Origin of the sequence: Pseudomonas sp. Wu6 (genome assembly GCF_019891515.1) — a bacterium.
Classification (GTDB): Bacteria; Pseudomonadota; Gammaproteobacteria; order Pseudomonadales; family Pseudomonadaceae; genus Aquipseudomonas; species Aquipseudomonas orientalis_A.
This window is the reverse complement of record NZ_JAFLXH010000016.1, coordinates 78,135-93,460: the sequence shown is the minus strand read 5'-3', so window position 1 is coordinate 93,460 and position 15,326 is coordinate 78,135. Positions and strand designations below refer to the sequence as shown.

At 59.3% G+C, this 15,326-nt stretch carries 4 protein-coding genes; 1 reads left to right on the top strand and 3 read right to left on the bottom strand.

Translation table 11 applies throughout. From position 1 onward, the window contains the following. Positions 1 to 13: 13 nt before the first annotated feature. On the bottom strand, positions 14 to 3,724 hold the full coding sequence (metH, locus tag J1G34_RS13415) for a methionine synthase (RefSeq protein ID WP_065898339.1): 3,711 nt from the start codon (positions 3,722 to 3,724) through the stop codon (positions 14 to 16). A 163-nt stretch (positions 3,725 to 3,887) separates the two neighbouring features. Here metH and J1G34_RS13410 point away from each other — a divergent pair, with 163 nt between their 5' ends. Further along, positions 3,888 to 6,194 (top strand): fatty acid cis/trans isomerase, encoded by a 2,307-nt coding sequence (locus tag J1G34_RS13410; protein WP_065895381.1) that lies wholly within the window; start codon positions 3,888 to 3,890, stop codon positions 6,192 to 6,194. 52 nt (positions 6,195 to 6,246) lie between these two features. On the opposite strand, the gene J1G34_RS13405 is transcribed toward J1G34_RS13410, so the two are convergent. Further along, positions 6,247 to 10,659: an SET domain-containing protein gene (locus J1G34_RS13405; RefSeq protein ID WP_222994181.1), complete on the bottom strand. Its 4,413-nt coding sequence runs from the start codon at positions 10,657 to 10,659 to the stop codon at positions 6,247 to 6,249. A 201-nt stretch (positions 10,660 to 10,860) separates the two neighbouring features. Continuing rightward, positions 10,861 to 15,279: an SET domain-containing protein-lysine N-methyltransferase gene (locus tag J1G34_RS13400; RefSeq protein WP_222994180.1), complete on the bottom strand. Its 4,419-nt coding sequence runs from the start codon at positions 15,277 to 15,279 to the stop codon at positions 10,861 to 10,863. Positions 15,280 to 15,326: the final 47 nt, after the last annotated feature.

Sequence of the window (15,326 nt, the reverse complement as noted above, 5' to 3'; positions counted from 1 at the left end):
GCCGGGCAGGCCGTCAGTTGTCATAGCCCAGGTTCGGCGCCAGCCAGCGCTCCGTCACGCTGAGGTCCTGGCCTTTGCGTGCGGTGTAGCTGGCAACCTGATCCTTGTCGACCTTGCCCACCGCAAAGTACTGCGCCTGCGGGTGGGCAAAGTACCAGCCGCTGACCGCCGCCGCCGGGAACATCGCGTAGTGCTCGGTGAGGAATACGCCGCTGCGGCCGGCCTGCATTTCACGGGCCTCAGGGTCGAGCAGTTGGAACAACTGGGCTTTTTCAGTGTGATCCGGGCACGCCGGGTAGCCGGGGGCAGGGCGGATGCCGCTGTACTGCTCCTTGATCAGCGCGTCGTTGTCCAGTTGCTCGTCCCTGGCGTAGCCCCAATAATGCTTGCGCACTTGCTGGTGCAGCCATTCGGCGCAGGCTTCGGCGAGGCGGTCGGCGAGGGCCTTGACCATGATCGAGTTGTAGTCGTCGCCGGCGTCCTGGTAGGCCTTGGCCACTTCCTCGGCGCCGATGCCGGCGGTGGTGATAAAGCCACCGATGTAGTCGGTCACGCCACTGTCTTTAGGCGCGACGAAGTCGGCCAGGGAGAAGTTCGGCTTGCCGTCGGTCTTGATGATCTGCTGGCGCAGGTGATGCAATTTGGCAATCGGCTGGCCGTCGTCACCGTAGACTTCCAGATCATCGTCCTGCACCTGGTTGGTCGGCCAGAAGCCGAACACCGCGCGGGCGCTGATGAGTTTTTCATCGATCAGCTTCCTGAGCATTTCCCGGGCGTCGGCGTACAGCGCGGTGGCGGCTTCACCCACCACTTCGTCGTCAAGAATGCGCGGGAATTTGCCGGCCAGGTCCCAGGAGATGAAGAACGGTGTCCAGTCGATGTACTCGGCCAGGACATTGAGGTCGATATTGTCCAGCACTTTGGCGCCGGTAAAGGTCGGCACCACCGGGGTGTAGCTGCTCCAGTCGAACTGCGGCTTCTTGGCGATGGCCGCCGGGTAGCTCAGGCGCTCGGTGCGGGCGCTGCGGTTGGAGGTGCGCTCGCGCACGTCGATGTATTCCAGGCGGGTCTTCTCGACGAAACCGGCCTTCAGTTCCTTGGACAGCAACTGGGTGGCCACGCCCACGGCACGGGAGGCATCGGTGACGTAGATCACCGCGTCATTGCTGTACTTGGGCTCGATCTTCACCGCCGTATGCGCCTTGGAGGTGGTGGCGCCACCGATCATCAGCGGCAGGTGGAAGTCCTGGCGCTGCATCTCACGGGCCACGTGCACCATCTCATCCAGGGACGGCGTGATCAGGCCGGACAGGCCGATAATGTCGCACTTCTGCTCTTTGGCAACCTGCAGGATCTTCTCCGCCGGCACCATCACGCCGAGGTCGACGATGTCATAGCCGTTGCACCCGAGTACCACGCCGACGATGTTCTTGCCGATGTCATGCACGTCGCCCTTGACCGTGGCCATCAGGATCTTGCCCTTGGCTTCCGGCTTGTCGCCTTTCTCCAGCTCGATGAACGGGATCAGGTGCGCCACGGCCTGTTTCATCACCCGGGCCGATTTCACCACTTGTGGCAGGAACATCTTGCCGGCGCCGAACAGGTCGCCAACGATGTTCATGCCCGACATCAGCGGGCCTTCGATCACTTCGATCGGGCGCGCGAACGACAGGCGCGACTCTTCGGTGTCTTCGACGATATGGGTGGTGATGCCCTTGACCAGCGCATGTTCCAGGCGCTTGTTGACGTCCCAGCCGCGCCACTCTTCGGTCTCGGCTTCCTTGACACTGCCGTCGCCCTTGTACTTGTCGGCAATCGCCAACAGGGCGTCGGTGCCGTCCGGGGTGCGGTTGAGCACCACGTCTTCCACCGCGTCGCGCAACTCGGCCGGGATCTGGTCGTAGATCTCCAACTGGCCGGCGTTGACGATGCCCATGGTCAGGCCGTTGCGGATCGCATACAGCAGGAACACCGAGTGGATCGCCTCGCGCACCGGGTTGTTGCCCCGGAACGAGAACGACACGTTGGACACGCCACCGGAGGTCAGCGCATACGGCAGCTCGTCACGGATATAGGCACAGGCGTTGATGAAATCGACGGCATAGTTGTTGTGCTCCTCGATGCCGGTGGCGACGGCGAAGATATTCGGGTCGAAGATGATGTCTTCCGGCGGGAAGCCGACTTCATTGACCAGGATGTCGTAGGAGCGCTTGCAGATTTCTTTCTTGCGCGCCTCGGTGTCGGCCTGGCCGGCTTCGTCGAACGCCATCACCACCACGGCGGCGCCATAGCGCTTGCACAGTTTGGCGTGGTGAATGAACTGCTCGACGCCTTCCTTCATGCTGATGGAGTTGACGATGCCCTTGCCCTGGATGCACTTGAGGCCGGCTTCGATCACTTCCCACTTGGAGGAGTCGATCATGATCGGCACGCGGGAGATGTCCGGCTCGCCGGCAATCAGATTGAGGAAGGTCACCATGGCCTTCTTCGAATCGAGCATGCCCTCGTCCATGTTGATGTCGATCACCTGGGCGCCGGCTTCCACCTGCTGCAGGGCGACTTCGAGGGCTTCGGTGTAGTTGTCTTCACGGATCAGGCGCGCGAACTTGGCTGAGCCGGTGATGTTGGTGCGCTCGCCGACGTTGACGAACAGCGAACTGCGATCAATGGTGAAAGGCTCCAGGCCGGACAGGCGGCAGGCCTTGGGAATGTCCGGGATCGGCCGTGGTGCGTAACCGGCCACGGCCTTGGCGATGGCTTCGATATGGCCCGGCGTGGTGCCGCAGCAGCCGCCGACGATGTTGAGGAAGCCGCTCTGGGCGAATTCTTCGATGACCTTGGCGGTTTCCGAGGGCAGTTCGTCGTACTCGCCGAATTCATTGGGCAGGCCGGCGTTCGGGTGGGCGGACACGTGGGTGTTGGCTTTGTTCGACAGCTCTTCCAGGTAGGGGCGCAGTTCGCTGGCACCGAGGGCGCAGTTCAAGCCGACCGAGATCGGCTTGGCGTGGGCCACGGAGTTCCAGAACGCTTCGGTGGTCTGGCCCGACAGGGTACGGCCGGAGGCATCGGTGATGGTGCCGGAAATCATGATCGGCAGTTCGACGCCCAGTTCCTCGAACACGCCTTGCACGGCGAAGATCGCGGCCTTGGCGTTAAGCGTATCGAAGATGGTTTCGATCAGGATCAGGTCCGCGCCGCCTTCGATCAGGCCCTTGGTGGCTTCGGTGTAGTTTTCCACCAGTTCATCGAAGGTCACGTTGCGATAGCCAGGGTTGTTCACGTCGGGTGACAGTGAGCAGGTGCGGCTGGTGGGGCCGAGTACGCCAGCGACGAAGCGCGGCTTGGCCGGGTTCTCGGCGGTCTTGGCGTCGGCGATCTTGCGGGCCAGGCGTGCGCCTTCAACGTTCAGTTCGTAGGCCAGTTCTTCCATGCCGTAGTCGGCCATGGAAATGCGGGTGGCGTTGAAGGTGTTGGTTTCGAGGATGTCCGCACCGGCATCCAGGTAGGCCTTTTCGATCCCGCCGATCACATCCGGGCGGGTGAGCACCAGCAGGTCGTTATTACCCTTGACGTCGCTCGGCCAGTCGGCGAAGCGTTTGCCACGGTAGTCCTGTTCCTCGAGCTTATAGCTCTGGATCATCGTGCCCATGCCACCGTCCAGGATCAGGATACGTTCCTTGAGGGCGTGGTGAAGGGCTTGCAGACGAACGCTACGATCGGACATGGGACTACTCTGGTCAGGCATTTCGGGGGGCGTGAATGATAACAAACCTGTGCCGGATTTAAGCAAGATGGGTTCTGCATGAATATCGCTCATGTTGCAGGCAGTCATGGCTAGGTAGAATCATCGCCACTTTCACTGCACGCCTTGAATCGGGACCGGATACATGTCACTTCGTTTAATTGTCAGCGCCGTTCTGGCTTTGATGGCCAGTACCGTGCAGGCAGAGGCTGTGCCGGTAAATCACCCCGCTTCGACGATTTCCTATACCCGCGACATCCAACCGATCTTCACCGAGAAGTGCGTGGCGTGCCATGCCTGCTACGACTCCGCCTGCCAGCTCAACCTGGGCAGTGCCGAGGGTGCGACGCGGGGCGCGAGCAAGATGCCGGTGTATGACGGCGAGCGCAGCACCGCCACGCCGACCACGCGCTTGTTTTATGACGCGTTCGGCAAACAGGCCTGGCAGCAGAAGGGCTTCTATTCAGTGCTGGATGCCCAGGGCAGCCAGGCCGCCTTGATGGCGCGCCTGCTGGAGCTGGGCCATAACGCGCCGCTGCAACCCAATGCCAAGCTTCCCGACGAGATTGTGCTGGGCTTGAACCGCGCCAATATGTGCGCGACCCCGGGTGAGTTCAGTGCCTACGCCGGTAGTCACCCCAGGGAAGGCATGCCGCTGGCGGTCACCGGCCTGACCGACCAGCAATACCAGACGCTGCAACGCTGGCTGGCCTCCGGTGCGCCGATCGACGAGCAAGGCCTGGCCCCCAGTGCCAGGGAAGCCCTGCAGGTACAGCAGTGGGAAAACCTGTTCAACCAGCCGGGCGCTCGTGAGAGCCTGGTGGCACGCTGGTTGTTCGAGCATTTGTTCCTCGCCCACCTCTATTTCGAAAACGGTGAACCGGGGCATTATTTCCAGTGGGTTCGCTCACGCACGCCGAGCGGCCAGCCCATCGACCTGATCGCCACGCGGCGCCCCAACGACGACCCCGGCACCCAGGTGTACTACCGACTGTGGCCGGTGCAGGGCGTGATCGTGCATAAAACTCATATTACTTACCCGTTCAGCGCCGCGAAAATGGCGCGTATCAAGGCGCTGTTCTACGCCGGTGACTGGCAAGTGACAGCCCTTCCGGGCTATGGCCCCGGCAGCCGTGCCAACCCGTTCGCCACCTTCGAAGCGATCCCGGCCAAGGCCCGCTACCAGTTCATGCTGGATAATGCCGAGTACTTCGTGCGCACGTTCATCCGCGGGCCGGTGTGTCGTGGGCAGATCGCGACCGACGTAATTCGCGACAACTTCTGGACCCTGTTCCAGGACCCGGACCACGACCTGTACATCACCGACGCCCGCTATCGCGGCCAGGCCACGCCGCTGTTGGCCATGCCCGGGCAGAACGATGACGTGGGCAGCGTGCTGAACCTGTGGTTGGCTTATCGCGACAAGCGCAATCAATACGAAGCCCTGCGCCGTGACAACTATGCGGACCTGCCGGCGCCAGGCTGGTCGACCCTATGGGCGGGCAATGACAACGCCTTGCTGAGCATCTTTCGCCATTTCGACAGCGCCTCGGTGAACAAGGGCCTGATCGGCGCAGTGCCGCAGACAATGTGGCTGTTCGACTATCCGCTGCTGGAGCGCACCTATTACCAGTTGGCGGTGAATTTCGACGTGTTCGGCAATGTGTCGCACCAGGCCCAGACACGCTTGTACTTTGACCTGATCCGCAACGGCGCCGAGCAGAACTTCTTGCGCCTGATGCCGGCCGATACCCGCGAGGATTTCCTCGATGACTGGTACCAGAACAGCGGCAAGCTCAAGCTGTGGCTGGACTACGAAGCCATCGATGACGACAAGCCAAGCGGCTTGCACCTCAACGAAACCGATCCGAAACGCGACTTCGCCAACCAATTGTTGGCCCGCTACGGCAACCTCAATGCCAGCCCGGACCCGATCAACCGCTGCGCCGGCGCCTTTTGCTCGCGTGACGGTATCGCATCGGCCCTGCAGGACGCGGAGCAGGCGCTGAGCCGCCTGACATCGCGCCCGGCGGCGGGTCTCAAGGTTATCGAGCAACTGCCTGAAGCCACCATGCTGCGCATTGAAACGCCCAGCGGCGAACGGGTGTTCTACAGCATGCTGCGCAACCGGGCTCACAGTAACGTAGCGTTTCTGTTGGGCGAGGCCTACCGCTATCAACCGGGGCTGGACACTGTGACTATCTACCCGGGCGTATTGAGCAGTTACCCGAACTTCATGTTCAACATTCCCACCCAGCAAGTGCCGGAGTTTGTGGCGCAGATGGAGCAGGCCAAGAGCGCCAAACGCTTCGAGAAAATTGTCGATCGCTGGGGCGTGCGCCGCAGCCATCCGCAGTTCTGGAACTACTTCCACGACCTGTCACGGTACATCCACGAAACCACGCCCGAGGAAGAGGGCGTATTGGACATGAACCGGTATGAGAACCTGTAGCTACGTTTATTGATACGGTCGGCTAATCGGTTGTGGCTGGCGCGGCGCTGGATCACTGGCCGATGTATTTCCAGTAGTGTTTGCCGTAGTCCATCAGCAACTCTGTCCCGGCAGGAATTTTCTTCGAGGCGACGAGAAAAATCATATAGTTGCCGACCCTCACGGACCTTACGTTTTCGATCCCCTGGCTTACAGCATTAGGCACGCGGGTCGCGTTGATCAGGCTCAGCACATTGCTGTTGCCGTGGCCGCTGAGGGTCGCACCCTGGGTGGCCGTCTCGAATAAAAAAGTGCTGACGGCTGTCGCTCCCTCTTTACCTTTCGCCACTATTTCTTCATTCAGCGAGTGCCGGTTGACATGCAGTTTGCCGGTATAGGGCCCAATGACCTCAAAGGGTTCAATGTCCACCCTGGCGACTACCGAGAGGCCTCGTTCCGGGCCGTAGGGTAACTTCGCCACCTGCAGGGTACGGTCGAGCCTGTCATGATGCCGGCCTTCTTCGGTGACCCATTGCTGGATACTCTTGGTCACCGCATTGCGCACTTTCATACGGCGCGGGGCAGGCAAGCTGTTGAACAGGTTGTGGTCGGCAACGATTTCGATGTTTTCAACCGGCCCTTCCAGACGACTCGTCAAGCTGAGTTCGACGTTGTTGGGGTCCTGGAGAATCGCAGCATTGTTGTTGATCTGATGACCGTAGGACGGGGCAACTGATGTCGAGGGGAGTTGGCCGGCTATTTCCGGGTCTTCGGTACGCGGGCGCTTCGGACTGCCTGGCCCGTCGATAAGTAGCGAACCTTTGCGCGCGATCAACGGCCCTGACGGCGTGTTGGGCCAGAGCTGCAGTAGGTTTTTACCAGCCCTGGTCAGGCTGCCGTTCTCTTTGACATAGATACTCCATTGCACTGGGTTGAGGTCATGCTGTTCGACAAACGTCGTCATCAAAGGCTTCAGGTCCCTGGAGTTTCGAAGGTTGTTCCAGTCGTTCAAGTGTTTGTAGGTCAGCAGGTTGAACGACTCGTTTTTGGCGTTTTTGGCGAAGACTTTTCCATGAGCGCTATAGACACCCTGCAGGTTTATGTACTCGCCAAAGAGTCTGGGGTCCAGGTTGCGTTGGGCACAGAACCCTGAAAGGGTCAGTGCATTACGTTCTGTTTGCGACAGCGCGCGCCAGCTTTCTGTGTCGGTGTAGCTCACCTCCGTGCGAGCATGGGTTGCACGGTCGAGGACCTTGCGCCCAAGGGGTGTCAAGTGGTCTGAAGCGTGAACGAATTGTCGAAATACAGAGGGGTCCAGCTTGTGTTTTCTTTCGAATGCACGCATCGCGCGATTCAGCGTGTTTTCACTTTCTTCGGACCATTTGGTCAGCACTGATGGTGGGATGATGCTGTCCTTGTCTGGCGCCCCGCCTTGCAATCTGACCGAGTACCAGTGCCCAGATTTCACCGACGTCAGATTGACAGGCAGGGTCAGGTTGTTGCGCCGGTTTACCAGGGCCACCGAAAAACTGTTCTGCGTGCCTTCTGCAATCTCCTCCAGGTAACCGTAGCCCTGCTCTCTGATCTGGTATACCGCAATGCGGCCTTTGTGATCGACGTTGCAGATGAACTTCTGGTTGTATTCTGGTCGGAAAAACACACCGCGGATGTCTGGCTTGAGGCCACTGATCAAGTGTGGCTTGACCGCGTATTGTTTGATCAGCGGGTTATTGTTGCTGATGACTGTCACAGGCTCGCGAAAGCGTGGGCCGAATACGCTATTGGAGTCAGCGTTGATCAGCCGGTAGTCGGGGGCGTCAACGGTGCCGACGTTGCGCATGGGGATGTTCGCAAAACCATCCACTGTAAACAATTGATCACCGACCTGACGCGGCGTCCATACCGCCGGGTCGACTGAAACCATATGGCGGGCCGCAACCGCTCCGTCACGCAACTGCGCAATGCCCAGGCGAGCATGCCGCAGCGCAATGCTGCCCAGGCTGATGAGGCCGAAGCGTCCCAGTTTGAGTATCGCGGATACTGCCGCCAGAGGGTTGAGTTCCTGAAAAATGGAAATGACCAGCTTTTTGGTCAAACTGGACAGATGAGGTAAAGCGAGACGGATACCCGACTGGCCGGCGTGGACCACCCACCGCGTGCACCCTGCAATGTATTTGCCGACAGGCACACCAAAGGACACGATGTCGGTGAAAAGACCAAGGCTTCCAGACTCGATTCGCTGTGGATCGCCGGAGCTCAGCTCATCAATTGATCCCCAGAACGGCACAAACATTTTTCCCCAAAACGAAATGTCTTCCACAAAGTCGCGGCTGATATCCATCTCTCTGGTGGCTTTGCGGGTTTGCTCGAGCAATGTTTGTTCATCGCAGAAGAACAGTTCGCGCGCGATCATGCTCGCCAGCGCCTCGGCACGCGTCGAGTGCAGCGTGTTGGGGGCAAACGACTGCACCTGTGCCGGCTGGCCGGATGCGCTCGGCGGCTGTGTGGGTGGGGCGGTGATGACGCCGGGCAGAGGCTGGCCGAGTTGCTCGATGATCAAGGTAGCGGTCTGGTCGAGGGCAGGTCTTGCGGCGTGGCGATAAGCATTCCAGTCAAAGGGTACTTCGGTGCCTTTCCTGAAGCTGCCTCGGCCCGGTCGGGTGCTGGAACCCACCCGTTCAACTTTGATTTCTCCGCCTGTCAGCAGGTTTTTGATGTCATCACGCAGGCGAACGGCGCCGATGCCGGGGAACATTTCGATGTACTTGGGAGGGCCGGGAAGCTGCGGGCATTCCATGCGGATGATAAACCCGGCGCGCCCGCGTACGGCATCGGTGTTGCGTTTGTTTTCGTGTTCAAGCTGCGTGTCATGCAAGGGCTCTCTCAGGGTATAGATCGTTACTTCATCGCAGTCGATGTTGCCTTGCCACAAGGGTAAATACTGCGCAAGCAACCCCTTGATCAGGGTTTTGTAAGCTGCACGGGGGGTTTCCAGGTACTCACCAAATGCCCGATCAAACTCGACATCCGAGGCGAAACGAAAGCGGCTGGGCGGCTTGAGTACAAGGTTCTGCACGGCGGTCTTCATTTCGCTTTCGTGTTGCTCCAGCGCGTGCAGTGCCTTTTCGATGTCGCCGCGCGAATAGCCTGAGCGGCTCACGGGAAGTACGCCGTTTTCCACTGCCCAGGTCAGCGTCGGTGTGACTTTGGCGGCCGCCACCAGCGCCTGCTGCCTCGGGCTGTCAGCATGCACGCGTAAAAGCTCGGCCGGCAGGTTGAGCAATTGCTCGAACGTCAGGTGCCGAGACGATCCGGGAGCAATGGCCTCGGCCAGGATAAAACCGCTTTTGAAGTTGACCCACGCACTGGAGGTGCCATAGGGCAAATCGTCAGGAACGTCCTCAACCCACACTTCGCTGGCAACGTTTGCCTTGGCCACACACATGGCGAGACGCGCGGCGTGCGGGCTCAGCGCCAGTGTGCGTTGGTAGTCCTTGATTAATGATTGACGAATCCGCCGGTAGTCGACCGCAGGAGGTATGAACGCTTTGAGTTCATTATCGTTGTAGGAGTGGGGATCGGGCGTGATCGTCAACCAGAGCGCCCGCAATAGAAGCTTTACCTTGACCTCGCTCGGGCACTCTTCGCCGTCTTCGGCGCCATACCAGTCCAGCGCCGTGGCGATACGTTGGCCCAGCGCCAAATTCCTTGGCCGACTGAGAATCCACTCCAGCAGCACAGTGGGCCGGCTGTCGAGGTCGGTTTGCTGTGCAGGCGTGAGCAGTTTGGGCATTACCCGGGCGAACAGCGCCTGTTGCGCCTCACTCTCTATTTGCCGTATGACGCTCAGGATGCTCTTGTCATCTTCGGGGTCCAGCAAGTGCTCCAGGTCACTGACATGCCCATCATGCCCCAGGGCATACAGCGCCCGATGTTCTCGCAGGTTATTTTCAACGGCCTTCCAGTGCGCCTCGGTGGTGGGTGTGAAGGGGGTGATCGAGTAATACGCAAGGACCAGATCCACCCGTACGGTGCCATCGCTTTTGATCCCGTTCCCGACGGTTTGGTGGATCGCCAGCAACACATCAATCTGGTTGGCGAAATACAGCGGGGCGTGACGTAGCACCACCGGCTTGCCGCCGATGTCGAACACTTCGGGCAGCGAGGGAATGGGCGACCTGCTCGAACTCAGCAGTTGGGATAGAAAGTCGTAAGGGAAGTCACCGAGTGGAGAGTTGTTGGTTTTCGGTGTTTGATTCACAAACGCCAGGAAATCTTCATCGGCCTCAAGGAGGCCGAGAACGCGAAAGGCGTCTTTGCATTCGCGGCCTAATTCGGAGTCCACCGGGGGCCGATAATAGGCGGTGGACGCCGTTGCGCCGGGAACGTCGAACATCAGTTTTGTTACGAAATCGAGTAGATGATCAATGTCCGATGGCCGCCTCGGTGCGGTTCTGGACAGAAGTTGGGAGAGGGTACGGTTCATTAAAACCTCGTGAGGTGTTCAGGAACGCTGATGTAGGGGACAGGGAGAGCGTCGCGCGCCATGAATCCCTTCAAAGCGCTGGATGTGAGAGTTGACGCGCCCCCGGAATCAACGGTTTCCCAGGGAAAAAGGAGTGATGCGGTGAACAATCCCGCTGGGCCTGCCGGAGTGACCTGCTGTACGGGCAAGGGGGGGACGGTCTCAGGGCTTTATGTACTTCCAGTAATCTTTCCCATAGTCCATCAGCAACTCCGTCCCGGCAGGAATATCCCTCCACGCGAGCAGGAACACCATGTACTTTCCTACATGCAAGGAACCCACGTTCTCGATACCGACGTTGGGGATGCCCGGTACATTGACCGCGTTAACCAGGCTAAGGATATTGCTGTTGCCGTGACCGCTGATAAACGCGCCGTTGGTGTTTGTCCTGAATAGATAAGTACCGACGGCCTCTTTACTTTTTTCCATTATCTCGGCATCCATCGACACCTTATTCAAGTGCAACTTGCCGGTGTAGGGGCCGAGGACGTCGAAGCGTTTGATATCGGTCCTGGCGACCACCGACAGACCCCGTTCCGGGCCCTCACCGAGCTTCTTGACCTCAAGCAATCGATCCAGCGTGCGATGGTGACTGCCTTCCCTGGCGATCCAGTCGCGAATGCTTTTGGTTGCAGCGCTCTTGACCTCCATATGTTGGTGGCCCATGAACTCATCAAAAAAATGATTGGCATCGGTGATCTTGATTTTCTCAGGTGCGCCTTCGAGCTCCCGGGTCAGGCTGTGCCGGACATCGTTCGGGTCCTGAAGGATCGGCGCGTTATTGTTGATTCTGTGATCGTAGGAAGCGGTGATAGACGTGGATCGGCGCCGTAAGGGGGGCGTATCGTTTTCCAGGCGCGGCCGCTTCGAACCGCCCGGCCGGGGCTCGGGCGGGGCTGGGCGTTTCCTGGCGATCTGCTCGTCGACGATGTCTCCTGAGCCGAAAACCCGCATTTCTCTTCCCGCACGGGTCAGGCTGCCGTTGTCGTTGACATAGGTGCGCCAGATCAACGGGTTGAGATCGTTTGCTTCAACAAAGGTGGCCATGGAAGAGCTTGAATTATTGGAGTTGTAGAGGGTGTGCCACGCTTGCAGATGGGTGTGGTTCACCGGGGTGAACTGCCCGCCGCTGGCATGCCGGGCGAGTACCTTTCCGGCTGCCCGATAGCTGCCATCCAGGTTTACATACTCTGCAAAGGCCCTCGGGTCCAGGTTGTGGTCGGCGGCGAATCCCTCCAGGGTGAGCGTGTTGCGGTTTTTCTGGGAGGTCGTGCGCCAACTCTCCAGATGATCAAAGGTGACATCCGTGCGCGCGGTGCCTGCTCGGTCCAGCATCGTGCGCCCACGACTCGTCAGGTTGTCGCCGGTATGTACAAACTGCCTGAATGCGTCGGGGTGCAGGTTGTAGGTCCTCACAAAGTCATCCATGGTTTTTTTCAGGGCATTTTCACTGGTTTGCGTCCATTTCGTCAGGATCAGGGGCGTGACGAAGTCGGGCTTTTCCGGAGCGCCACCCCTGACTTTGATCTGGCTCGAATACCAGTGTCCCGGCTCCACGGACGATAGCGTGATCGACAAGTCCCGGTTTTTCCTGGGGTTGACCAGCACCACGGAAAAACTGTTGTCGGCGCCAGCGGCGGTCTCCTGGATAAAACCGTAGGAGTTGTCCCGCACCTGATACACCGAGATCGTGCCTCTGTCATCGATATTGCAGATGAACCGTTGGTTGTACTCCGCACGGAAAAAGATCCCGCGGGAATCGGGCTTGAGCCCGGCAATCCAGTGAGGGTCCACGGCGTACTTGCGGATCAGCGGGCTTGTGTTGCTGATAACCGTGACCGGCTCGCGAAAGCGTGGCCCGAAAACACGGTTGGAGCCGGCGTCAATCAGCCGATAGTCCGGTGCTTCCAGGCTGCCGACATTGCGCATGGGGATGTTGGGGAAACCGTCCACCGTAAACAAGCGGTCGCCGGCCTGGCCCGGTGACCAGATGCGCGGGTCGACGGAGATCATGTGGCGGGCTGCGACACTCCCGTCGCGCAACTGCGCGAGCCCCTTGCTGGCCTGGCGCAGGGCTGCCGTGCCGAGTTTGATCAGGGCGAATCGCCCCAGCTTCAATACCGCGGCCACGGCAGCCAGGGGGTTGAGTTCCTGCAACGTGGCGGTGATCAGCTTTCTGGTCAGTGCGGTGAAGTGCGGCAACGCAAGGCGGATGCCGGCCTTGCCTGCCTGGACCACTACGCGCGTGCAGCCGGCAATGTACTTGCCGATGGGCACACCGAACGACACGATATCGGTAAAAAGGCCGAGCCCACCTGACTCGATACGTTGAGGATCGCCTGAGGCCAGGTCGTCGATGGAGCCCCAGAACGGCACGAACATTTTTCCCCAGTAAGAAATGTCTTCAAGAAAGTCACGGCCGATATCCATGGTCCGTGAGGCTTTACGTGTTTTCTCCAGCAGGGTCTTTTCATCGCAAAAGAACAACTCACGCGCGATCATCTCAGCCAGTGCCTCAATCCTGGGGGATTGGCGGAAATTGGCGGCCCGTGACAGGGGTTGTGCAGGGGGCAGCGGCGGTGGGGCTTGTGACACTTGCTCATCCTGGGATGCGATGAGCGCCGGCATCACCTGCCCGACTTGCTCGACGATCAGGGTGGCTGTCTGGTCGGGCTCAGGCTTCACGGCGTCTTTATAAGCTTTCCAGTCGAATGGCAGTTCGGTACCTTTTCTGAAGCTGCCTCGACTTGAGCGGGTGGCCCTGCCAACACGTTCGACTTTTACCTCGCCGCCCACCAACAGCGTTTTGAGGTCTTCGCGCACGCGAACAATGCCGGCGTTCGGAAATACCTCGATGTAGCGCAGGGTGTACGGATGGTCAGCCCTCGCCAGACGCAGGATAAACCCCGAGCGCCCGCGAACGGCGTCAGTGTTGTGCTTGTTTTCATGCTCGACCTGGACGTCATGCAGCGGTTGGCGTAACGAATACACCGTGATCTCGTCACGGTCGCTATTGCCCGGCCATAACGGCGCAAACTGCGCCAGCAAGCCTGTTATCAGGGTTTTGTAGGCCGCTCTTGGGGTTCGCAGGTAGTCATTGAAAGCCTGGTCATACTCAGTGTCCGAGTTGAAACGAAAACGACTGGGTGGTTGCAGTACGAGGTTTTGCGTCGCCGTCACCGTCTCGCTTTCATGCTGCTCCAGGGCAGCCAATGCATGTTCGATATATTTGCTGGAGTGGCCGTTCCGGCTTACGGGCAGCAGGCCAGTGTTTACTGCCCAACTGAGCGTCGGTTGGATTTTTGCCGCAACCACCAGCGTTTGTTGTGCTGGTTCGTCGGCATACACACGAAGGAACTCACCTGGCAGATTGAGCAGTTGCTCGAACGTCATATGCCTTGATGAGCCCGGGGCGACCGACTCGGCCAGGATAAATCCGCTTTTGAAGTTGACCCATGCGCTGGAGGTGCCGTAAGGCAATTCATCTGGAATGCCCTCGACCCATACTTCACTGGGAATATTGGCCTTGAGCACGCAGACGGCCAGGCGCGCCGTCGAGGCATTGAGGCGTAATGAGCGCTCATACTCCTTGTTCAGCGACTGACGAATGAACCCATAGTTGATCGCCGGGGGGATGAACGCTTTGAGTTCGTTGTCGTTGAGTGAATGGGCGTCTGGCGTGATCGTCAGCCAGAGTGCGCGCCAGAGCAGTTTGACCATGACGGCTTGCAGGCACGCTTGGCCATCGCTGGCGCCATACCAGTCCAGGGCCACGGCGATGGATTGGCCCAATGCCAGGTTTTCGGGGGTATTGAGGATCTGTTCCAGGAGTACGGTGGGGGTGGTGTCGAGTGCTGCTTGTTGCGCAGGGGTCAACCGCTGGGGGACGACTTGTGCGAACAACGACTGGGCCTTGTCGCGCTCGAGGTCGCGCACGACTTGTTTGATGATTCTGTCATCCTCAGGTCCTAGCAAGTGTTCCAGGTCGCTGACATGGCCATCGTGACCTAGTTGGCAAAGCGCCCGATATTCCTGCAGGTAATATTGCACAGCTTTCCACTGGGCCAGGGTTGCTGGGGCGGCGGGTATGATTGCGTAATAGGCCAATACCAGATCAAGGCGCACTGAGCCGTCGCTTTTGACGCCGTTGCCGACTTTGCGGTAGACGTCCAGCAGGATGTCTATCTGGTTGGCCCAGTAGAGCGGCGCTTTGCGCAACACAACCGGATGACCGCCAATGTCGAACACCTCCGCCGGGTCAGGGATAGGTGATTTCGACGTACTGAGCAGGTCGGACAGAAAGTCGTAAGGGAAATCGCCGAGCGGAGAGTGGTTGGGCGAGGGTTTTGCACTGAGGAACGCCTTGAAGTCGTCATCTTCTTCCAGGATTTTAAGCACGCGAACAGCGGCTTTGCATTCACGGCCCAGTGCCGAGTCTGCTGGAGGGCAGTAGTAAGACTTCAGCGCGTTCTCAAGGGTCGGGCCCTGGATCAGGCTCGCCAGATGGTCCAGCAGGTGATCGAGGTCCGACAGGCGCGCAGGTGGGCTCTTGGACATGAGTCGGGAAAGTGTGGGCTTCATTAAAACCTCGCGAGTGAGCAATTAAGATCGCGATGTCATGCTAGAGA